Origin of the sequence: Pseudomonas borbori, from assembly GCF_900115555.1 — a bacterium.
In the GTDB taxonomy this organism is placed as follows: Bacteria; Pseudomonadota; Gammaproteobacteria; order Pseudomonadales; family Pseudomonadaceae; genus Aquipseudomonas; species Aquipseudomonas borbori.
In genome coordinates, this window is record NZ_FOWX01000001.1 from 120,275 (window position 1) to 141,959 (window position 21,685).

The 21,685-nt window shown below is 65.9% G+C and carries 17 protein-coding genes and 1 pseudogene; 16 read left to right on the plus strand and 2 right to left on the minus strand.

The window, feature by feature from the left end; all coding sequences use genetic code 11:
• Positions 1 to 24: 24 nt before the first annotated feature.
• The 8 genes from BM315_RS00510 to BM315_RS00540 all read left to right on the plus strand — a co-directional run bounded on the left by BM315_RS00510 (position 25) and on the right by BM315_RS00540 (position 6,941).
• The gene (locus tag BM315_RS00510; RefSeq protein WP_090496706.1) at positions 25 to 1,881 is read left to right on the plus strand and encodes an alpha/beta fold hydrolase; all 1,857 of its coding nucleotides are present in this window, start codon (positions 25 to 27) and stop codon (positions 1,879 to 1,881) included.
• A gap of 33 nt (positions 1,882 to 1,914) precedes the next feature.
• Positions 1,915 to 2,610: a CoA transferase subunit A gene (locus BM315_RS00515; RefSeq protein WP_090496708.1), complete on the plus strand. Its 696-nt coding sequence runs from the start codon at positions 1,915 to 1,917 to the stop codon at positions 2,608 to 2,610.
• A gap of 2 nt (positions 2,611 to 2,612) precedes the next feature.
• Entirely contained in the window at positions 2,613 to 2,996 is a 384-nt protein-coding gene (locus BM315_RS00520) for a hypothetical protein (RefSeq protein WP_090496709.1), read from the plus strand.
• Between the two features lie 2 nt (positions 2,997 to 2,998).
• Positions 2,999 to 3,628, plus strand: coding sequence for a CoA transferase subunit B (locus tag BM315_RS00525; protein ID WP_090496711.1), 630 nt, complete (start codon positions 2,999 to 3,001; stop codon positions 3,626 to 3,628).
• Positions 3,629 to 3,790: 162 nt separating this feature from the next.
• Positions 3,791 to 3,928, plus strand: coding sequence for a hypothetical protein (locus tag BM315_RS24595; RefSeq protein WP_170862125.1), 138 nt, complete (start codon positions 3,791 to 3,793; stop codon positions 3,926 to 3,928).
• 24 nt (positions 3,929 to 3,952) lie between these two features.
• Positions 3,953 to 4,702 carry a hypothetical protein gene (locus BM315_RS00530; RefSeq protein WP_090496713.1) on the plus strand — a complete coding sequence of 250 codons (750 nt, stop codon included), beginning with the start codon at positions 3,953 to 3,955 and terminating at the stop codon, positions 4,700 to 4,702.
• A 182-nt stretch (positions 4,703 to 4,884) separates the two neighbouring features.
• Complete coding sequence (locus BM315_RS00535) at positions 4,885 to 6,099, plus strand: multidrug effflux MFS transporter (RefSeq protein WP_090496714.1); 1,215 nt, start codon at positions 4,885 to 4,887, stop codon at positions 6,097 to 6,099.
• Positions 6,096 to 6,941, plus strand: a complete 846-nt coding sequence (locus BM315_RS00540) for an SDR family oxidoreductase (RefSeq protein ID WP_090496716.1) — start codon at positions 6,096 to 6,098, stop codon at positions 6,939 to 6,941. Before BM315_RS00535 ends, BM315_RS00540 begins: the two co-directional genes overlap by 4 nt.
• On the opposite strand, the gene BM315_RS00545 is transcribed toward BM315_RS00540, so the two are convergent.
• Positions 6,844 to 7,962, minus strand: coding sequence for an AraC family transcriptional regulator (locus BM315_RS00545; RefSeq protein ID WP_090496719.1), 1,119 nt, complete (start codon positions 7,960 to 7,962; stop codon positions 6,844 to 6,846). The genes BM315_RS00540 and BM315_RS00545 overlap by 98 nt on opposite strands.
• A gap of 265 nt (positions 7,963 to 8,227) precedes the next feature.
• On the opposite strand from BM315_RS00545, the pseudogene BM315_RS25345 reads away from it, so the two are divergent.
• The 8 genes and pseudogenes from BM315_RS25345 to BM315_RS00580 form a co-directional block, all read left to right on the plus strand.
• Positions 8,228 to 8,554 (plus strand): annotated as a pseudogene (locus BM315_RS25345) (PAS domain-containing protein); the annotation flags it as partial.
• Positions 8,552 to 9,793: a methyl-accepting chemotaxis protein gene (locus BM315_RS00550; protein WP_425287758.1), complete on the plus strand. Its 1,242-nt coding sequence runs from the start codon at positions 8,552 to 8,554 to the stop codon at positions 9,791 to 9,793. The pseudogene BM315_RS25345 and the gene BM315_RS00550, both read left to right, overlap by 3 nt.
• Positions 9,794 to 10,029: 236 nt before the next feature.
• Positions 10,030 to 10,596 carry an RBBP9/YdeN family alpha/beta hydrolase gene (locus BM315_RS00555; protein ID WP_090496723.1) on the plus strand — a complete coding sequence of 189 codons (567 nt, stop codon included), beginning with the start codon at positions 10,030 to 10,032 and terminating at the stop codon, positions 10,594 to 10,596.
• Between the two features lie 140 nt (positions 10,597 to 10,736).
• Positions 10,737 to 12,698, plus strand: a complete 1,962-nt coding sequence (locus BM315_RS00560) for a DUF1302 domain-containing protein (protein ID WP_090496725.1) — start codon at positions 10,737 to 10,739, stop codon at positions 12,696 to 12,698.
• A 39-nt stretch (positions 12,699 to 12,737) separates the two neighbouring features.
• Positions 12,738 to 14,096, plus strand: a complete 1,359-nt coding sequence (locus BM315_RS00565) for a DUF1329 domain-containing protein (RefSeq protein ID WP_090496728.1) — start codon at positions 12,738 to 12,740, stop codon at positions 14,094 to 14,096.
• A gap of 157 nt (positions 14,097 to 14,253) precedes the next feature.
• Positions 14,254 to 15,330 (plus strand): WD40/YVTN/BNR-like repeat-containing protein, encoded by a 1,077-nt coding sequence (locus BM315_RS00570; RefSeq protein ID WP_090496729.1) that lies wholly within the window; start codon positions 14,254 to 14,256, stop codon positions 15,328 to 15,330.
• 27 nt (positions 15,331 to 15,357) lie between these two features.
• Positions 15,358 to 17,796 (plus strand): efflux RND transporter permease subunit, encoded by a 2,439-nt coding sequence (locus BM315_RS00575; RefSeq protein ID WP_090496730.1) that lies wholly within the window; start codon positions 15,358 to 15,360, stop codon positions 17,794 to 17,796.
• 138 nt (positions 17,797 to 17,934) lie between these two features.
• Positions 17,935 to 18,765 (plus strand): substrate-binding periplasmic protein, encoded by an 831-nt coding sequence (locus BM315_RS00580; RefSeq protein WP_141123910.1) that lies wholly within the window; start codon positions 17,935 to 17,937, stop codon positions 18,763 to 18,765.
• Positions 18,766 to 19,048: 283 nt separating this feature from the next.
• Here the strand turns inward: BM315_RS00580 and acnB are convergent, their stop codons facing one another.
• A complete protein-coding gene (gene acnB / locus BM315_RS00585; protein WP_090496732.1) occupies positions 19,049 to 21,649 on the minus strand; it encodes a bifunctional aconitate hydratase 2/2-methylisocitrate dehydratase in 2,601 nt (866 codons plus the stop codon).
• Between the last annotated feature and the right edge of the window lie 36 nt (positions 21,650 to 21,685).

A 21,685-nucleotide genomic window follows, 5' to 3' on the forward strand; every position in this document is an offset into this window, starting at 1 on the left:
GAAACCTCCAGCCCGAGAACCTTCATGAGTCTACCTCCCGAATCCACGCCGGCAACCCCGTTTGACGAACAGCCTGCGGTGTCTCCACGCAAGCCACGCCCCCCCCGTAGCAAGGCCTCCGGCGGGGTTGCGAGCAAGGGCGCGAACAAGCCCAAGAAAATCGTGAAGAAGGCCGAGAAACCTGCTGCAGAAAGCCCGAGCACCGAGCTGACGGCTGCCGCCGAGAGCAACACCCTGGCCATCACCCCGCTGATCGGCGTGCGCCCTCGCGATATGCTGGGAGCGGCCGGCACGCTGCTCAAGGCGGTGGGGCGTACCCCCATCAAGGCCGGCATGCACACCGGCAAGTACCTGCGCGAGCTGTATCGCATCGCCAGCGGCGAGTCGCAGTTGGCGCCGGCGCCGAAGGACAAGCGCTTCGCCGACCCGGCCTGGCAGAGCAATGTGTTCCTGCGCTCGCTGGTGCAGAGCTATCTGGCCGGCGAGCGCGAGCTCAACGCCTTCATCCAGGCGTCCGATCTGGATGCGCAGGACAAGGGCCGCGCGCGCTTCGTCGCCTCGCTGCTGGTCGATGCGCTGGCGCCTAGCAACCTGTTGCTGACCAACCCCACGGCCCTGCGCAAGGTGGTCGACACCGGCGGCATGAGCCTGCTGCAGGGCGCCCGGCAGATGTCCAGCGACCTGCTGCACAACCGCGGTATGCCGTCGCAGGTCGACAGCTCGTCGTTCAAGCTGGGCGAGAACATCGCCACCGCCAAGGGCGAGGTGGTGCTGCGCAACGAGATGTTCGAACTGCTGCAGTTCGCCCCGACCACGCCCGACGTGCATGCCCGGCCGCTGGTGATGTCGCCGCCGCAGATCAACAAGTACTACGCCGTCGACCTGTCGCCGGACAAGAGCCTGATCAAGTGGGTGCAGGACAGCGGCGTGCAGCTGTTCGTCATCAGCTGGCGCAACCCGACCGCCAAGCACCGCGACTGGGGCCTGTCCGACTACGTGCAGTGCCTGGACCAGGCGGTGGACGCGGCACGGCAGATCACCGGCAGCGCCGATGTGAACATGTGGGGCTCCTGCTCCGGCGGCATCACCCTGGCCGCCTACCTGGGCTGGCTGGCGGCGCGCGGCGAAAGTGCCAAGGTGGCCAACACCTGCTGGGCGGTGTGCGTGCTGGACATGCCGGCGGTGCTCGACGACACCGGCATCGGCGTACTGGCTACGCCGGCGGCGCTGGCCGCGGCCAAGGCCAGCTCCTGGCACAAGGGCGTGCTCAGTGGCCAGGAAATCGCACGCATGTTCGCCTGGCTGCGGCCCAACGACCTGATCTGGAACTACTGGGTCAACAACTACCTGCTCGGCAACAAGCCGCCGGCCTTCGACATCCTGGCCTGGAACAGCGACACCACGCGGCTGCCGGCGCAACTGCATGCCGACTACCTGGACCTGATCCAGCAGAACCCCTTCAGCAATCCGAACAAGCTGTGGATCGCCGGCCTGCCAATCGACATGAGCGAGGTGAAGGTCGGTGCCTACGTGGTCGGTGGCACCACCGACCACATCACGCCCTGGCAGGGTTGCTATGGCACCGCGCGGCTGTTCGGCGCGGACAGCACCTTCGTGCTGTCCAATGCCGGCCATCTGCAGAGCCTGGTCAATCCGCCGGGCAATCCGAAGTCGCATTTCTTCGCGGCGACTGCCGCCCAGGCCGACGCCGAGGACTGGCTGCAGGCTGCCGGCGAGCGCCAGCCGGGCAGCTGGTGGCCGCACTGGCGGCAGTGGATCCAGGCGCGCTCGGGCGACAGCCTGCCGGCGCCGAAGAAACTCGGTTCGCGCAAGTACCCGCCGCTGTGCGCCGCCCCCGGCACCTACGTGCTGGAGCGCTGAAACAGCCGGCCCCGATCAACCCAGAGGTATTCCATGAACAAGATCTATCCCGACGCCCACGCGGCCCTGGCCGACATCGTCCATGACGGCATCAGCATCGCCTCCGGCGGCTTCGGCCTGTGCGGCATCCCCGAGGCGCTGATCGAGGCGCTGCACGAGACCGGCAAGCGCGGCTTCACCATCATCAGCAACAACTGCGGGGTCGACGACTTCGGCCTCGGCCCGCTGCTCTACAGCCGGCAGATCAGCAAGATGATTTCCTCCTACGTCGGCGGCAACAAGGAGTTCGAGCGCCAGTACCTGGCCGGCGAGCTGACGCTTGAGTTCACCCCCCAGGGCACCCTGGCCGAGAAGCTGCGTGCCGGCGGCGCCGGCATCCCGGCGTTCTTCACCCGCACCGGCTACGGCACGCTGATCGCCGAGGGCAAGGAGACCCGCCAGTTCGACGGCGAGTGGTACGTCATGGAGCGCTCGCTGACCGCCGACGTGGCGCTGATCAAGGGTGCCAAGGCGGACAAGGCCGGCAACCTGATGTTCAACAAGACCGCGCGCAACTTCAATCCGCTGTGCGCCAAGGCCGGGCGGGTGTGCGTCGCCGAGGTGGAGGAGATCGTCGAAGTCGGCGAATTGTCGCCGGACGAGATCCACCTGCCGGGCATCTATGTGCAGCGTCTGGTGCTCAACGCCAGCCCGGAAAAACGTATCGAAGTGCGCACGGTGAGAAGCTGATCATGACCCTGCTAAACCTGGCGCAACGCGCCATCGACGAAAGCCGCGGCGACACCCATGTGCACCTCGGCATCGGCCTGTCCGCGCTGCGCGCCGGCTTCGTCCCCGACGGCATGGACGCCTGGTACCAGCGCAGCCAGCCGCACGCACCGAGCCAGCCCCACAGCGACGCTCGGCGCCTGGGCGCGCTCGCCCTGACGGATACCCGGGTGTTCACCGGCACCCTCGGCCTGGCCCTGTGCAATCCGCTGACCGACGGCATCCGCCCGCTGAACCACTGCGACGCCGAGACCGACGACGCCGACAACCTCCATCTGCCAGGCATCTACACCCAGAGCCTGGTAATCGACGCCAGCCCTGCGCGGCGCAACCCTGAGGGCAACTGAAAATGGCCTGGACCCGTGAAGAAATGGCGCAGCGCGCCGCCCAGGAGCTGCAGGACGGCTTCTACGTCAACCTCGGCATCGGCCTGCCGACCCTGGTCGCCAACTACATTCCCGCGGGCATGGAAGTCTGGCTGCAGAGCGAGAACGGCCTGCTCGGCATCGGTCCCTTCCCCGGCGAGGAGGAGATCGACGCCGACCTGATCAACGCCGGCAAGCAGACCATCACCACCCAGCCGGGCAGCAGCTTCTTCGACAGCGCCGAGAGCTTCGGCATGATCCGCGGCGGCCACATCAACCTGGCCCTGCTCGGCGCCATGCAGGTCTCGGCGCAGGGCGACCTGGCCAACTGGATGATCCCCGGCAAGATGGTCAAGGGCATGGGCGGCGCCATGGACCTGGTGGCCGGGGTCAAGCGCGTGGTGGTGCTGATGGAGCACTGCGCCAAGGGCGGTGCGCACAAGATCCTCGAGCGCTGCGAGCTGCCGCTGACCGGGGTCGGCGTGGTCGACCGGATCATCAGCGACCTGGCCGTGCTGGATATCGGCGCCGACGGCCTGCGTCTGGTGGAGATGGCGCCGGGCGTCAGCTTCGACGAATTGCAGGCGGCCACCGGCTGCACGATTCTGCGTTAAGCGCCTTACCCCGTTACTCCACAGGGCACTTTATCCGGGGAGCGGTCCCCGGATCCCTTTGCGGCGACTGCTTCGGCAGTCGACCGTTTTTTTAACGCTACTTGCCGTGACACCCTTTGCCCAGTGCCGGACCCTCCCATGGAAGTCAGATTGGCGCCCCGAATGCGTGACTTCTACCTCTTCGTCGTTCGGATCGTCAGTCTGGCTCCCATGGGCCAGTTCGCCAGCCGCACCTTGCCGCAGGTCTTCAGCGTCCTGATTTGGCTGAGCCGGGCAGATTCACCACAGGATTCGACATAACAACAAGAACCGAGGGAAGGGAAGATGCGAACGACAGCGCTGTTGTGCCTGCTGTACCTGATGAGTCCACCGGCCTGGGGCGACGGGCGCAGCGCCCAGCAACTGAGTGAGCTCGGCAGCCGCAGCCGGCTGCTGTGCGCCAGTGCCATGGTCTATTTCAACCCGCAGGATCGCAGCCCCGACCCGCGCAGCCTGAGCGCGGCGTTTTATCACCTCAATACCCTGGAAACCCACGTCGTGCAGCTTGGCCAGCCGGACCCGTTGGCGCAGCCGCTGCGTGCCATGAAGCGCCTGTTCACCGAACTGGACCGCTTGCCGCGGGCCCAGCGCGAGCGCTATCCCGAGCTGGTTCGGCAACTGCTGGTCGAGCATGTGCAGCTGCGCCAGGGCGCCGATGCCCACGCCCGCGCCCATCGGGATCTGCTCGCGACCGCGTCGTTGCAGCCGTTCAATGCCCAAAGCCAGGCCTTGGCCAGTCTGTTGCTGGACTACCAGTTGCACCGCTACCCGCTGCCGGACAAGGCCGACTTCGCCCTGACGCCCGCGCAACTGCAGGCCCTCGACGCTGCCATCGAACAGCGTTTCGACAGCCTGCTGGCCGCGTATTCGACACACGCCGAGGTGCTGGTCAAGGTCAGGGGCAACTACCGCTTCGTGCGCGCCGAACTGCAGCAGCGTAAGGGCCGCGCCCAGGGTGGCGCCGAATTTTATCTCAGTCGCGCGGTGCTTGATCTCGACGAGCTGGCGCTGACGTTGCTCGGGAAGCAGGGCTGAAAGCGCCGGGCGGCCATGTCATGAGCGTGTAAAGCCCCTGTGAGGGGGCAGTTACCCGGGGTGGTGAGTCCCGGTTTGGCGGCGGCTGTTTGCGCAGTCGGCCGCTTTTTTATTGTTTGCGGTCGCGGCGACGCTCCTCACGGACGGCCGGGGCCGTCCACGGAGAGCGGCGAGCGCCCCCAATGCGAAACTCCTACCTGTTTGTCCTGCTGGTCGCCAGCCTGGCCTCCATGGGCCAGTTCGCCATTGCCACCTACATGCCGGCGTTCGCCGCCATCGCCGAGGAGTTGGCGGCGACGCCCGTCCAGGTGCAACAGACGCTCACCGCCTATCTGCTGCCTTTTGCCCTGGCCCTGTTCTGGCACGGCGCGATTGCCGACGCCATCGGTCGCCGCGGCTTCCTCTTGTTCGGCCTTGGCCTGTTCTTCGGCGCCTCGCTGCTGTGCATGCTGGCGCCGAGCATCGAGTGGCTGTTCGCCGGGCGTGCCCTGCAGGGGCTCAGCGCGGGGATCGGCATGGTGGTCGGACGAGTGATGATCCGCGATCGTTTCGACGGCGTGCACGCGCAGCGGCAGATGGCGTTGGTGGCTATCGGGTTTTCCCTGGCTCCGGCAATTGCCCCGTTATGTGGCGGCTGGTTGCTGCCCTGGTTCGGCTGGCGCGGCATCTTCGCCTTTCTCGCCCTGCTCAGTGCGCTGCTGCTGTTTGGCTGCTGGCGCCACTTGGCCGAGACCCTGCCCTTCGACAAGCGCCAGTCGTTGCATCCGCTGGCGTTGAGCCGCGCGTTCGCCGAGCAACTGCGCGATGCTCCATTCGTGCTGATCTGCCTGACCAACGCCGGGGCCAATGCCGCGATCTACCTCTATGTGCTGAGTGCGCCGACCTTCGTCATCGAGCACCTGGGACTGGGTGCGCAATCCTTCGCCTGGTTGTTCCTGCCGATTGTCGGCGGCCTGCTGGCCGGCGCCTTCGCCGCCCATCGGGTGGCCGGCCGCATGAGTGCCGCACGCGGTGTGCTGCTTGGCAGCGCCGTGATGCTGTTCGCCACCTTGCTGAATATCGGCCTCTGCCTGTGGCTGCCGAGCCACGTGCCCTGGCCACTGCTGGCTCTGCCGATCTTCGCCCTGGGTCTGATGCTGACCCAACCGGGTCTGCAGTTGCTTGCCCTCGATCGTTTTCCCGAGCGCCGCGGCCTGGCCTCCAGTGGTTTCATCACCGTCCATCAACTCGTCACCGCGCTGTCCTCTGCGTTGCTGGTGCCGTTGCTGCAGGACAGCACGCTGAGTCTGGCGCTGGGTATGGCTGCCCTGCAGTACCTGGCCCTGCTGGCGTTCTGGCTTGCGCAGCGCAATGCAGTTGCACGTAGCGATACATCTCACCAGGAGCAGAACACATGAAGCCTTTCGTACTGATCACCGGCGCCTCTTCGGGCATTGGCCTGGACAGCGCCCGCCTGCTGATCGAACAGGGTTACCGGGTCATCGGCACGGTGCGCCGCGAGGAGGACGGGGAGCGTGCCCGCGCCATCCTCGGCGCGGCCTTCCTGCCGCTGCGCCTGGACGTGAGCGACAGCGCCGGCCTACCGCAGGCGGTGCGCCAGGTCGAGCAGTGGGTCGGCACCGAGGGCCTGGCCGCGCTGGTCAACAACGCCGGCATCGCCTCGCCCAGCGGCCCGCTGCTGCTGCAGCCGCTGGAGGAAATCCGCGGCATGTTCGAGGTCAATCTGTTCGGCCTGCTCGCGGTCACCCAGGCCTTCCTGCCGCTGCTCGGCGCGCGCCACGGCAGCGCGCGGCCGGGGCGGGTGATCAATATCGGCTCGGTATCCGGGCGGGTGGCGACGCCGCTGACCGGCTGCTACGCCGCCACCAAGCATGCGCTGGAAGCGGTCAGCGATGCGCTGCGGGTGGAGCTGGGCATCTACGGTATCGCGGTGGTGATCATCGAGCCGGGGCCGATCCGCACGCCGATCTGGAGCAAGGCGCAGCCCGACACGCGCTACCTGGACAGCGATTACGCCGGCGCCATGCAGGCGCTGTTCGGTCTGTTGGCGCACAACGGGGCCAAAGGGGCGCCGGTGGCGACGGTCAGCCGGGTCGTGCTCAAGGCCATCGAGGCGCCCCGGCCCAAGCCGCGCTACCCGCTCAACCCGATGTGGTATCTGGCCGCGCTGCTGCCGACCCGGCTGCTCGATCGGCTGCTGGCGAAGCGGATGGCGTTGCCGCGGCGCCCGGCTCGCTGACTCCACCGCTGCCGAGGGGTGTCTGCCTGCGCGTACTGCGCCAGGCGGCCGGCGGCATGCCGAACTGGGCGATGAACCAGCGAGTGAAGGAACTCGGCATGGAGTAGCCGAGCATGTCGGCAATGCGTCCCAGCGAATAGTCCGGGTTCTCCATGTAGCGCACCACCAGGTCGCGGCGCACGTCGTTGATCAGCTCGTTGAAGGTGCTGCCGCCTTCCTTCAGGCGGCGCTGCAGGGTGCGCACGTTCATGCCCATGGTCTGGGCGATCTGCTCGATGGTGGCCCGGCCCATCGGCAGCAGCAGGTAGATGGCCTTGCGCACCTCGAACAGCATCGATTCGCCGCTGCTGCTCTGCAGGGAGTCGAGGTAGCGCTGGGCATAGCGGGCCATGGCTGGATTGGCATGGGGGTTGGTCGCGTCCAGGTCGGCGTCGGGACAGACGATGCCGTTGAACTCGCTGCCGAACTCCAGCATGCAGCCGAACAGGCGTCGATGCAGTTGCAGGTTGCTCGGTGCCTGGTGGGTGAAGTTGACGCTGTAGGGGTGCCAGTGCGTGCCGAGCAGGGCGGCGCAGAGGCGGAACATCACGCCGATGGCCAGTTCGTTGGCCTGGCGACAGGGCAGGTGCGACTCGGTCACCACCTCTTCGCGAATGATCACCATCCTGCCGGCTTCTTCGACGAAGATCGCCAGTGAGTCGTTGAGCAGATGGCGGTACTGCACCACCACCTGCAGCGCCTCACGCAGCGTGCGCTGGTGGGTGAGCAGCAGGCTGACCGCGCCGAAGTCGGAGAGCTGGCGCGACTCGGCCATGCTCAGGCCGAAGTTCTGGCAGCCGCTGGCGGCGGCCGAGTCTTCGAGCAGGCGCACCGCGGCATCGACCGGGATACGGTGCTCGGGATCCTGCAGCATGGCCTTGTTCAGGCCGACTGCGGCCAGCAGGTTGTACGGATTCAAGCCGAGGTGCTGGGCCGTTTCCAGGTAGTTGGTGAGGACGGCGGCGCGAACCAGTTTTGTCATGTGCGAGCATTCCTCGGAGGGGGGCTTGCGCTGGGCAGCGGCCCCGACAGGAAAAAATGACATGGATCAAGTCTGGCCTGCAAGTCATGAAATGAAAAGTTTTTGACGTCGATTGTGCCGTGCACGACGGTTCGCTCTAGTACTTTTCGGACCCTTAGTTCCCCTCCACCCACCTTGCGCCGATGACCACCCCCGCGGCGTTCGGCTGCGTGGCCAGCCACTGGCGTGGGGGCGCGGACGAACCGAGCAACCCGAAGGAGCACCTATGCGAGCCAATACGCCGATCACCGACCGCGAGCGCAGTTTTCCAGCCGAGCAGCGGCTGATCTCCGCGACGGACGAGCAGGGCAACCTGACCTACTGCAACGACGAGTTCGTCGCGGTCAGCGGCTTCAGCCGCGAGCAATTGATCGGCAGCCCGCACAATATCGTGCGCCATCCCGATATGCCGCCGGCGCTGTTCGCGCACATGTGGAGCCACCTCAAGGCCGGCAAGAACTGGATGGGCATGGTCAAGAACCGCTGCCAGAACGGCGACTTCTACTGGGTCAGCGCCTATGTCACGCCCATCCGCCAGAATGGCCGGGTGGTGGGCTGCGAGTCGGTACAGGTCAGGCCCAGCGTCGAGCAGGTCGAGCGGGCCGCCGCGCTTTATGCGCGCCTGCGCAACGGGCAGCCGGCGGCCAGCGGCGGCGAGCGGTTGCGCACGCTCAGCCGCTTCCTGCTGCTGCCGCTGCTGGGCGCCCTGTCGGGGCCGCTGCTGCTGAGCCAGGGCCAGCCGGGGTGGGCGGTCGGCTGCCTGCTGGGCTTGTCGTTCGGGCAAACCTGGCTGTCGCTCTGGTACGTGCGGCGGGCGCTGGCAAAGGTCCACGAAGCGGCGCCGCTGGCCTTCGACAGCGAACTGGTGGCGCGCACCTACAGCAGCGAGTCGGGGGCGGTTGCCCGCCTGCAGATGGCGCTGATCAGCGAGGGCTCGCGCATTCGCACCGCGCTCGCGCGCCTGGGCGATTACGCCGACCAGACGGCGGTGCTGGCGACCCAGAACGGTCAGCTGGTCGGGCAGGCGCAAACCGCGCTGCAGGCGCAGCGTGTCGAGGCGGACATGGCCGCCACTGCCATGCACGAGATGGCGGCCTCGATCGCCCAGGTCTCGGTGCATATCCAGCAGACCGCCAATGGCGCGCGCGAGGTCAATCAGTTGTCGGCCAGTGGTACCCAGCAGGCGCAGCAGAGCCGTCGGGTGATCGAGAAACTGGCCGACACCGTGGACAACATCGGTGGCTCGGTGGACAACCTGGCCGCGCAGACGCAGTCGATCCAGCAGGCCGCCAACCTGATCCAGGCGATCGCCGAGCAGACCAACCTGCTGGCCCTGAATGCCGCCATCGAGGCGGCGCGGGCCGGCGAGCAGGGCCGCGGTTTCGCCGTGGTGGCCGACGAAGTACGGGCGCTGGCCTCCAAGACCCGCGACTCCACCGAGGCGATCCAGCAGATCATCGGTACCTTGCAGGACGTCGCCCGGCAGGCGGTGGCAATCGCCCGCCAGGGCAGCGACGAGGCACGCGCGGGAGTGGAGCGGGTGATCGACACCGAGCGCGCCCTGGACGGCATCACCAGCGCGGTCGGTGGTATCCATGAGATGGCCGAGCAGATGGCCGCCGCGGCCGAACAGCAGACCCAAGTCGCCGAGGACATTTCCCGGCAGATCACCACCATCTCCCAGGCGGCGGAACGCAACGCCGAGATCACCGGGCGCTCCTCGCTGCTCGGGCGCGATCTGGAGACCACCGCGCATTCGCTGCATGCACTGGTCGAGCGGTTCAACGTCTAGCGGCGATGGGCGAATAGGCCCCGACCTGTCGACGCCGACAGGCGGCTCCCCTCGAGGCGACGCAGCCGCGACTGGCCACCCATCTCCTGTTGTCGCTGCACGGTCGCCTTGTCATCAATAGAAAAGTGACTGACGTCAAATGAGAAGCGCAGGGGAGGGTGGCTCTTTATTGTCGACACTATGAAAGATTCTGGCGGGTCGGCTGCCCGAATCATCGAGAAGACGAGGGTGCTGAGGTGGACAAGAAACAAACTGCCGCAACCGTTCTGATCGTGCCGGGCCTGCGTGAGCATGTCGCCGAGCATTGGCAGACATTGCTCGAGGCCAGGTTGGCCAAGGTGCGCAGCGTGCCGCCCCTGGAAACCGACAAGCTCAGTTGCGCCGCCCGGGTCGAGGCCATCCAGCGTGAGCTGGAGCAGATCGACGGGCCGGTGATCCTGGTCGCGCACAGCGCCGGCGTGCTGATGGTGGTGCATTGGGCGGCGTGCTACGACCGTCCGATCAAGGGTGCCCTGCTGGTCGCACCGCCGGACCTCGAGGCCAGCTGGCCGGAAAACTACCCGACGCCGGACAGCCTGCGTGCCAACGGCTGGGATCCGCTGCCCAAGGGCAGGCTGCCGTTTCGCAGCATCCTCGCCGGCAGCTCCAACGATTACCTGGCCAGCCTGGACGCGGTTACCCGCATGGCCCAGGACTGGGGTAGCGCACTGGTCAACCTCGGCGCGGTCGGCCACCTCAATCCGGCTTCCGGCTACGGCGAATGGCCGCTGGCCGAGGATTTCATCGACGATCTGGATCACTAGTCGGGAACGCCGACGCACGCGTTCCGCGCAGCAAACAAGTTTGCATCCAGGAACAGACTGAACAAGTACAACTCGCATCGCTGCTATACCTGATGTGAGCCGTTGTTAGAGCAACAATCACAAAAAGCGGAGACAACGCAATGCACAACAATAAGAATCACAACCCCAGACCCTTGCGTCGCAGCCTGCTGGCCACCGCCATCCTGGCCGCCTCGATGCCGGCCGCCCAGGCCTTCGAGGTGGATACGGGCAGCGAAGACTGGGCAGTGCGCTTCGACAACACGGTCAAGTACAACTACGGCGTGCGTACCGAAAGTGCCGACAAGCGCATGCTGGCTACGCCGAACAACAACGACGGCGACTACAACTTCCGCAAGTCCGGCACCAATATCACCAACCGCGTCGACCTGCTGTCCGAGTTCGACGTGGTCTATCAGAATGCCATGGGCTTCCGCGTCAGCGCCGCGAGCTGGTACGACAAGGCCTACGACAATACCGGCTCGAACTCCAATCCGTTCGTCAACGGCAATGGCGCCGTCAGCGGCATGCTCGGCGAGCACCCCCTGGTCGGTGGCTTCACCGCTCTCGACAGCGTGGGCAACGGTAGCCGACATCTGAGCAACTATGCCCAGCGCTACTACAGTGGGCCGTCCGGCGAGATTCTCGACGCCTTCGTGTTCTACAGCACCGAGGTGGGCGAGGAGTCGCTGTTCAGCATCAAGGCCGGCCAGCACAACGTGTTCTGGGGCGAGACCATCCTCAACCCGGTGCATTCGGTCAGCTACGGCCAGTCCGGCCTGGACCTGGCCAAGCTGGCCGCGTCCCCGGGCACCGAGGCCAAGGAACTGTTCGTTCCGCGCAACCAGATTTCCACCACCTTCACCCTCAATCCAGAGCTGACCTTCGGCGCCCAGTATTTCCTCAAGTGGGACGAGGCACGCCTGCCCGAGGCGGGGACCTATTACGGCACCTCCGATGTGCTCGGCGAGGGCGCGCAGTCCTTCCTGCTCGGCCACACCGCCACGCCGCCGGGCTTCCTCGGCCAGGACGCGCTGACCAATGTGCGTCGCGGCGATGACAACACCCCCGATGATCGTGGCGACTGGGGTCTGATGGTCAAGTGGTCGCCTGAATGGCTGGACGGCACCCTGGGCGCCTACTACCGCAACACCTCGGACATCCTGCCGCAGGCCGTACTGGATGCCCGCTCGCTGACTGTCGTGGGTAATAGCTGCGGTTTTGGCGGTCCGGGTGGGGCGGTCTGTACTCTGGTCGAATCCCTGGCTGGCACCAGCTACAACCTCAGCTACGGCGACGATATCGACATCTACGGCCTGAGCCTGTCCAAGAGCTTCGGCGACGTCAGCGTCGGCAGCGACCTCAACTTCCGCCAGAACATGCCGCTGAGCAGCATTCCGGCCCTCCTCAGTGCGCCTGGTCCTTTCGGGCTTGCCTCTGGACTGGGCTTGTTGCCGGCGCGCACCCCGGGCACCGGCGTGGTTACTGCCGTGCCGGGCGAAGGCGACAGCATGGCAGCCACCGGCGATACCCTGCACTGGACCCTCAACGGTCTGGTCGCCATCGGCGACACCCCGCTGTTCGACTCGGCCACCCTGCTCGGCGAGCTGTACTACAGCAACCTGATCAGCCTCGATAGCGAGAACGAGGCGCTGTACAAGGGCAAGAGCACCTACCGTGGCATCGACAAGCCGACCCGCGACAACTGGGGCCTGGCAGTCAACTTCACCCCGACCTGGTACCAGGTGTTCCCGGGTGTCGACCTGAGTGCGCCTATGTCGATCAACGTCGGCCTCGATGGCGTCTCCCCGGTCGTCGCAGGCGGTGCCGAGGATACCGGCAACTATGCGGTAGGCGTGAGCGCGGCGATCTACAGCAAGTACTTCGTCGACCTCAAGTACGTCGACTCCTTCGGCGAGACGGAGAAGTGTAACGACGGCGCCACCGATGGGGCCACGCCGAACGCCCTGGATGGTCCCGAGCGTTACACCTGCTACGGCGGCGGCTACTCCTCGTTCTCCGGCGGCGGTGCCACCGGCGAAGACCGTGGCGCCGTATACCTGACCATGAAAACCACCTTCTGATCCGCGAATGACCTAGCCTCTAGGCAGGAGTACAACAAGATGAAATTCGTGACTACGCTGCTGGCCGCCTCTCTGGCCGCCGTGATTTCAAGTTCCGCCCTGGCAGCGGTATCGGCCGAGGAAGCGGCCAAGCTGGGCACCAGCCTGACTGCGGTCGGCGCCGAGCAAGCCGGTAACGCCGACGGCTCCATCCCGGCCTTCGACGGCGGCCTGAAAACCGCGCCGGCCGGGTTCAAGGCCGGCGACACCGTCCGTCCCGATCCCTTCGCCGGCGAGAAGCCGCTGCTGGTGATCGACGGCAAGAACCTCGACCAGTACAAGGACCAACTGACTGCGGTCACCGCCGAGCTGGTCAAGCGTTTCCCCAGCTTCCGCATCGATGTCTACCCGAGTCATCGCACGGCGACGCTACCCCAGGCCCTGCTGGACAACACCCTGAAGAACGCTACCGGCGCCAAGTCGCTGGAAGGTGGCAACGCCATCGACAACGTCCTGCCGGGCGTGCCCTTCCCGATTCCGCAGAGCGGGGCGGAAGCCATGTGGAACCACCTGCTGCGCTACCAGGGGGTCGCGTACTCCACCAAGTACGACTCCTGGAACGTCGACTCCGCCGGGGTGCCGACCCTGGCCACCACCGGCATGGCATACAACGGTTTCCCGATCTACGAAGACCTGAACAAGGTGATCGATGCCAAGGACATCTTCTTCCAGACCAAGTTGTACTACAGCGGTCCGGCCCGCCGCGCCGGCGAGTCGCTGATGCTCAAGGACGCCGCCAACCCCCTGGAACAACCGCGCCGTGCCTGGCAGTACCTGCCCGGCGTGCGTCGGGTGAAGCTGGCGCCGAACCTGGCTTACGACACGCCGAACCCTGGCACCGCCGGCTCCGGCACCTATGACGACATCTACGTGTTCAACGGTGCGCTGGACCGCTACGACTGGAAACTGGTCGGCAAGCAGGAAATGATCGTGCCGTACAACACCTACGCGCTGACCTACATCAAGGATCCCAAGCCGATGACCACGCCGAACCACCTGGCGCCGGAGTTCGTGCGCTGGGAGAAGCATCGCGTGTGGGTGGTCGAAGGTACCCTCAAGGGTGACGCCCGCCATATCTACCACAAGCGCCGCTTCTACCTGGACGAGGACACCTGGAACGCCCTGGCCTCTGACCAGTACGATGCCCGCGGTCAGCTGTATCGTGGTTCCTACAGCTTCTTCACCCAGAGCTACGACGTGGATACGCCCAACACCGCGCCACACGTCATCTACGATCTGGTCGGTGGCAGCTACAACATCAACGGTGTGGTCGGCCCTTACGGCGGCATCAAGTACATCGAACCCCTGTCGAAGGTGCAGTGGTCGCCGGAAGCCCTGGCTGGTGCCGGTATCCGCTAAACGCACGATGACAAGAGCCCTCGCCGGTCCGCTGCCATCCCCGGCAGCGTGAGCGGCGGCTGACCCGCTTAGCGATCAGTCAGCCGGGGCTGCTGATTCTGACGCCGGGGTTGTACCACGGGTGCACTCCGGCGCCCTTTTTCCAAGAGGACGCGTTATGTGTTCTGTCAGACAGTATGTACGGCTGGCGCTGTGCGCCACACTGGTACTGCTGCAGGCTGTCGCCCAGGCGGCCAGCTATGTCGATGTGCTGGACCTACCGGCCAAGCCGAGTGCCCTGGCCGTGCGCAGCCCCCTGCTGGACGTAACCCGTGCGGGTGAGCGTCTGGTTGCCGTTGGCCAACGTGGCCACATTCTCTATTCCGATGATGCCGGCCAGTCCTGGCAGCAGGCCGCCGTGCCGGTCAGCGCCGATCTGAATGCCGTGCATTTCCCCACCGCCGAGCAGGGCTGGGCGGTGGGCAACGATGGCGTGATCCTGCACAGCAGCGATGCCGGCCAGAGCTGGAGCAAGCAGCTCGATGGCCGTGCGATCGGCGAGCTGGTGCTCAAGCATTACAGTGCCCTGGCCAGTGCCGAGCCGGGCAACGAACACTGGCCACTGTTCGCCGCCGAAGGTCAACGGCTGATCGAAGAGGGCGCCGACAAGCCGTTCCTCGACGTCTGGTTCGCCGACGCCCAGCGCGGTTACGCGGTCGGCGTGTTCAACCTGATCCTCGCCACCCGCGATGGCGGCCAGAGCTGGACGCCGCTGCAGGACCGCACCGACAACCCCCAGGGCTTGCACCTGAATGCCATCGCCGCCACCGGCGCTGCACTGTACCTGGCCGGCGAGCAGGGCCTGCTGCGCAAGTGGGATGCCGGGCAGGAGCGCTTCGTCGCCGTTGACAGCCCCTACCAGGGCAGCTACTTCGGCCTGATCGGTAGCCCCGGCGAGCTGCTCGCCTACGGCCTGCGCGGTCATGTGTTTCACAGCCGCGATGCTGGTCAGAGCTGGCAGCAGCTCGACAGCGGCCTGCAGGTCAGCATCACCGCCGCCGCGCGGGATGCCCGGGGCGACTACCGGCTGTTCACCCAGGCCGGGCACATGCTCCGGGCCGGCGCCGGCGCCGACGCCGCCCTGCAGCTGCTACCGCAGGCCCAGCAGTCGCCGGTCGCCGGCGCCACCCAGGCCGCCAATGGCGCCCTGGTGCTGGTGGGTAGCCGTGGCGTGCGCGTGCTGCCCGTCGAATAACAGAACAACAAGAGCGAGTACCCTGACATGGGCACAATCCAACAAGACAGCATGCCGGTGATCCGTCACGTGCGCGACTTCGATCCGGCTACCGGCAACCTGCTGGAGCGCTCGGTGTTCAACCACCGTCCGCTGTTCGTCCTGTGCATGGCGCTGATTACCCTGCTGCTCGGCTACATGGCCGTGACCCGCCTGGAAATGCGCCCCAGCTTCGAGAAGATGATTCCGCAGAGCCAGCCCTACATCCAGAACTACCTGGAAAACCGCGCCTCGCTGCGCGGGCTGGGCAACTCGGTGCGGGTGGTGGTGGAGAACACCGAGGGCGATATCTTCGACCCCGAGTACCTGGAGGTGCTCAAGCAGGTCAACGACGAGTTGTTCCTCACCCCTGGGGTCGACCGCGCCTGGATGAAGTCGCTGTGGAGCCCGGCGGTACGCTGGACCGAGGTCACCGAAGAAGGCTTCCAGGGCGGGCCGGTGATGCCCGATACCTACAGCGGCACGCCGGCGGACATCGAGCTGCTGCGGCAGAACATCAACCGCGCCGGCATCGTCGGCAGCCTGGTGGCCAGCGATTTCAAGTCGAGCATGCTGATCGTGCCGCTGCTCGACAAGGACTCGGCCACCGGTCAGGGCATCGACTACCACCAGTTCTCCCAGGTGCTCGAGGAAAAACTGCGCGACCAGTACGAGTTCACCGGCGCCAGCGTTCGCCAGGGCGACGCGGAAGGCAGCGGCAAGATCAAGATCCGCGTGATCGGCTTCGCCAAGCTGATCGGCGACCTGATCGACGGCCTGATCCAGGTGATGATGTTCTTCGCCATCGCCGTACTCAGCGCCTTCTGCATCATCCTGCTGTACACCCGCTGCCTGCGCAGCACCCTGCTGGTGGTCGGCTGTTCGCTGATGGCGGTGGTCTGGCAGCTGGGCATCGTCTCCTGGCTGGGCTACGCCATCGATCCCTACTCGATCCTGGTGCCCTTCCTGATCTTTGCCATCGGCGTGTCCCACGCCTCGCAGAAGATGAACGGCATCATGCAGGACATCGCCCAGGGCACCCACAAGCTGGTGGCGGCGCGCTACACCTTCCGCCGCCTGTTCATCGCCGGGGTCACCGCACTGCTGTCCGATGCTGTGGGTTTCGCCGTGCTGATGCTGATCGACATTCCGGTGATCCAGGAGCTGGCGATCACCGCCAGCATCGGCGTCGCCGTGCTGATCTTCACCACCCTGCTGATGATGCCGGTGGCGCTGTCCTATGTCGGCGTCAGCGCCAAGGCCGCCGAGCGCGCGCTGATCATCGACGCCCACGCCACCCAGCATCGCGGCCTGGGCAAGCTGTGGGACCTGCTCGACCGCTTCACCACGGCCAAGTGGGCGACCGGCGCGGTGCTGGTGGCGCTGGCGCTGGGCATCGGCGGTTTCATGGTCAGCCTGCAGCTGAAGATCGGCGACCTCGACAGCGGTGCCCCGGAGCTGCGCGAGGACTCGCGCTACAACCGCGACAACGCCTACATCACCGGCCACTACGCGCTGTCCAGCGATATGTTCGCGGTGATGATCAAGACCGGCCCGGAAGGCTGCCTGAACTACCAGACCCTGGTTCTGGCCGACCGCCTGGCCTGGGAACTGCAGCAGCACCCGCAGGTGCAGACCACGGTGTCGCTGGTCAACGCGGTACGCCAGATCACCGCCGGCTCGTTCGAGGGCAACCCCAAGCTGAACAGCATCCAGCGCAACCAGGACATGCTCAACTACGCCGCGCAGCAGGCCTCGGTCAACGCGCCGGAGCTGTTCAACACCGACTGCTCGCTGATGCCGGTGATCGCCTACCTGGCCGACCACAAGGCCGAGACCCTCGATGCCGTGGTGGCCATCGCCGACAAGTTCGCCCAGGACAACAGCAGCGAGGATCGCCAGTTCCTCCTCGCCGCCGGCTCAGCCGGGATCGAGGCGGCGACCAACATCGTGGTGCGCGAGGCCAACCGCACCATGCTGCTCTACGTCTATACGGCGGTGATCATCTTCTGCCTGATCGCCTTCCGCAGCTGGCGCGCGGCCGTGGTGGCGGTGCTGCCGCTGGTGCTCACCTCGATCCTCTGCGAGGCGCTGATGGTGTACATGGGCATCGGCGTCAAGGTCGCGACCCTGCCGGTAATCGCCCTCGGCGTGGGCATCGGTATCGACTATGCGCTGTACCTGCTCAGCGTGCAGCTGCACTTCCAGCGCCAGGGCCTGCCGCTGTCGGCGGCCTACAAGAACGCGGTGGCCTTCACCGGGCGGGTGGTCGGCCTGGTCGGCATCACCCTGGCCGCCGGGGTGATCACCTGGGCCTGGTCGCCGATCAAGTTCCAGGCCGACATGGGCATCCTGCTGACCTTCATGTTCGTCTGGAACATGCTCGGCGCGCTGATCCTGATCCCGGCGCTGTCGCACTTCCTGCTGCGCAACCCAAGGCGGGCATAAGCCGGCTAGGCCCCGCCCGCCAGGGTGGGGTTTTACCGGGCGGCAAGAAATTGCCCTTGGCCTCTGCCTTGTTGGGCCGGGGTTGCGCTGTTCCTACCTGGATAGATACCTGACGTGAGTATGAATGGCTGCTTGGGCGTGACGCCTCGCCCTGTTGGGGACGAACCCCAGCGCGCCGGCGGGCATACTCTATTGCGCCTGTTGTGCCTGTTGGCCTGCCTGGTTGCCCCTGTTCAGGCGGCAACGCTGCTGGTCTGCGTCAGCGATGAGGCCTTTCCTCCCTTCACTTTTCCAAACCGCGAAGGGGATAGCCAGCGGCTGATCCGCTCGGCCGTCGAACGCCAGGACTGGCAGGTGGAGTTCATCGCCTTGCCCTGGCGCCGCTGCCTGGCGGGCGTGGAGCAGGGCTTGTTCGGTGCCATCGCCGGTGCTGCGGCTACCCCTGAATACCTGGGTTTCATGGTTTTTCCGCAACGTTCCGGGCAGCCGGATCCACGGCGTGCCCTGGGCATTACCCGGCTGGTGGTCTACCGGCCTGCCGGCGGGGCAGCCACTTGGGATGGTCAGGGTTTCAGCGGGCTGGCGCGGCCGGTGCTCTATCTGTCGGGGCGCACCACCCTCACGGTCCTGCTCGAGGGTTTGGGCGTTCCCGCGGTCGACACGGCGAGGACGTCCACGCAGTTGGCGCACATGTTGCTCAGGGGGCGTGGCAGCCTGGTGATCGACCATGACTACCAGGTCGAACTGCTGCTCGCCGAGCCGGAGTTCCGCGGGCGCTTCGAGGTGTTGCCGGTGCCGTTGGGCGAGGCGCCGATCTTTCTGGCGGTGGGGCGGCAGCTGTACCAGCGCCACAGCCGCCAGGTCGAGGCCATCTGGAGCGAGATTGGCGTGCTGCGTCGTGCGGCAGGACCATCGTTCAGACCGTTGCGCCAAGCCGGCTTGCCCCCGCAGGCGCTGGGCGAGGAGTGATGCAGCCGGCGCGGGAATGTTCGGCTACGCGCTGTTGCGTGCCTGTCGACCGCGCTAAGCGACCGCGGCATTGTGGGCAATCTGCTCGCCCTTGCTGATCCTGCCTGTCGGCAACCCGCGGCTGCGCCGCTTCCACGTTATAGCCCGGATGAAATCCGGGGAAATCTGGCGCCTGAACAACTGCTCCCGGATTGCATCCGGACTACGCGCTGGCCTGCAGGGCGGCCGGTGGAAAAGAAAAAGCCCCGCACGGGGGGCGGGGCTCTTCTGACGCGGGTAACGCTTAGGCTTGCACGACCGGGATGTTGGCGTTGGCTGCCGCTTCACGGAACTCGGCGATCTGGTCGAAGCTCAGGTAGCGGTAGACGTCCGCTGCCATGCTGTCGATTTCCTTGGCGTAGACCATGTACTCCTCGACGCTCGGCAGTTTGCCGAGAATTGACGCGACCGAGGCCAACTCGGCCGAAGCCAGGTAGACGTTGGCGCCATCGCCCAGACGGTTGGGGAAGTTGCGGGTCGAGGTCGACACCACGGTGGCGTTCGCCTCAACGCGTGCCTGGTTACCCATGCACAGCGAGCAGCCCGGCATTTCCAGACGCGCGCCGGCTTTGCCGAAGATACCGTAGTAGCCTTCCTCGGTGAGCTGATGCTGGTCCATCTTGGTCGGCGGCGACAGCCACAGACGAGTCGGCAGGGTGCCTTCGACTTTTTCCAGCAACTTGCCGGCCGCGCGGAAGTGACCGATGTTGGTCATGCACGAACCGATAAAGACTTCGTCGATCTTCTCGCCTTGAACGCTGGACAGCAGACGGGCATCGTCCGGGTCGTTCGGCGCGCAGAGGATCGGCTCGTTGATCTCGGCCAGGTCGATTTCGATGATCTCGGCGTACTCGGCGTCCTTGTCGGCTTCCATCAGCTTGGGATCGGCCAGCCAGGCTTCCATCGCCTGAGCACGGCGCTCCATGGTCCGCGCATCGCCGTAGCCTTCGCTGATCATCCAGCGCAGCAGGGTGATGTTGGATTGCAGGTACTCGGCGATGGCCTTTTCCGGCAGCTTGATGGTGCAACCGGCAGCGGAGCGCTCGGCGGAGGCGTCGGACAGCTCGAACGCCTGCTCGACGGTCAGCTCGTCCAGACCTTCGATCTCCAGGATGCGGCCGGAGAAGGCGTTGATCTTGCCCTTCTTCTCGACGGTCAGCAGGCCGGCCTTGATCGCGTAATAGGGGATGGCATGCACTAGGTCACGCAGGGTGATGCCCGGTTGCAGTTTGCCCTTGAAGCGCACCAGTACCGACTCCGGCATGTCCAGCGGCATTACGCCGGTGGCAGCGGCGAAGGCAACCAGGCCGGAACCGGCCGGGAAGGAGATGCCGAGCGGGAAGCGGGTGTGCGAGTCGCCACCGGTGCCGACGGTGTCGGGCAGCAGCATGCGGTTCAGCCAGCTGTGGATGATGCCGTCGCCCGGCTTCAGCGAGACCCCGCCGCGGTTGCGCATGAAGTCCGGCAGGGTGTGGTGGGTGACCACATCCACGGGCTTCGGGTAGGCGGCGGTGTGGCAGAACGACTGCATCACCAGATCAGCGGAGAAGCCCAGGCAAGCCAGGTCTTTCAGCTCGTCGCGGGTCATCGGGCCGGTGGTGTCCTGGGAGCCGACGGTGGTCATCTTCGGTTCGCAGTAAGTGCCGGGACGAACGCCCTCGACGCCACAAGCCTTGCCGACCATCTTCTGCGCCAGGGTGAAACCCTTGCTGCTGGCAGCCGGCTGCTCGGGCAGCTTGAACAGGTCGGTCGGGCCCAGGCCCAGTTCGGCGCGGGCCTTGTCGGTCAGGCCGCGGCCGATGATCAGCGGGATGCGGCCGCCGGCACGGACTTCGTCGAGCAGCACCGGGGTCTTCATTTCGAAGGTGGCCAGGACTTCTTCGCTGTCGTGCTTGCAGACCTTACCAGCGTAGGGATAGACATCGATCACGTCGCCCATGTTGAGGTTGGCGACATCGAATTCGATCGGAAGGGCGCCGGCGTCTTCCATGGTGTTGTAGAAAATCGGCGCGATCTTGTTGCCGAAGCAGAAACCACCGGCGCGCTTGTTCGGCACATTGGGGATGTCGTCGCCGAAGAACCACAGCACCGAGTTGGTGGCGGACTTGCGCGAGGAGCCAGTGCCGACCACGTCGCCGACGTAGGCAATCGGGAAGCCTTGGCCGCGCATGGCTTCGATCTGCTTCATCGGGCCGGTTACGCCTTGCTCGTCCGGCACGATGCCGTCACGGGCCATTTTCAGCATGGCCAGGGCGTGCAGCGGGATATCCGGGCGCGACCAGGCGTCTGGAGCCGGCGAGAGGTCGTCGGTGTTGGTTTCGCCGGTGACCTTGAACACGCTCAGGCTGATCTTGTCGGCCAGGGTCGGGCGGTTCTTGAACCACTCGCCGTCAGCCCAGGATTGCAGCACGCCTTTGGCGTGAACATTGCCGTTCTTGGCTTTTTCCGCGACGTCGTGGAAGGCGTCGAACATCAGCAGGGTGTGCTTCAGTTGCTCGGCAGTCACGCCGGCCAGTTCGCTGTCGTCGAGCAGTTCGACCAGGGTGGCGATATTGTAGCCACCCTGCATGGTGCCGAGCAGCTCGACGGCGTGTTGCTTGTCGATCAGCGGGGAGGTGGCTGCGCCTTTGGCGATGGCAGCAAGGAAACCGGCCTTGACGTAGGCGGCTTCGTCGACACCTGGCGGTACGCGGTTGGTGATCAGGTCGAGGAGAACGGCTTCGTCGTCAACCGGCGGGTTCTTCAGCAGCTCGATCAGGCCTGCGGTTTGTTCGGCGTTCAGCGCGAGGGGCGGCAGGCCTTGGGCGGCACGTTCTGCTACGTGTTTACGGTAGGTTTCAAGCACGGTATTTCCCCCGATAGGGCCCCGCGAAGGCGGAGT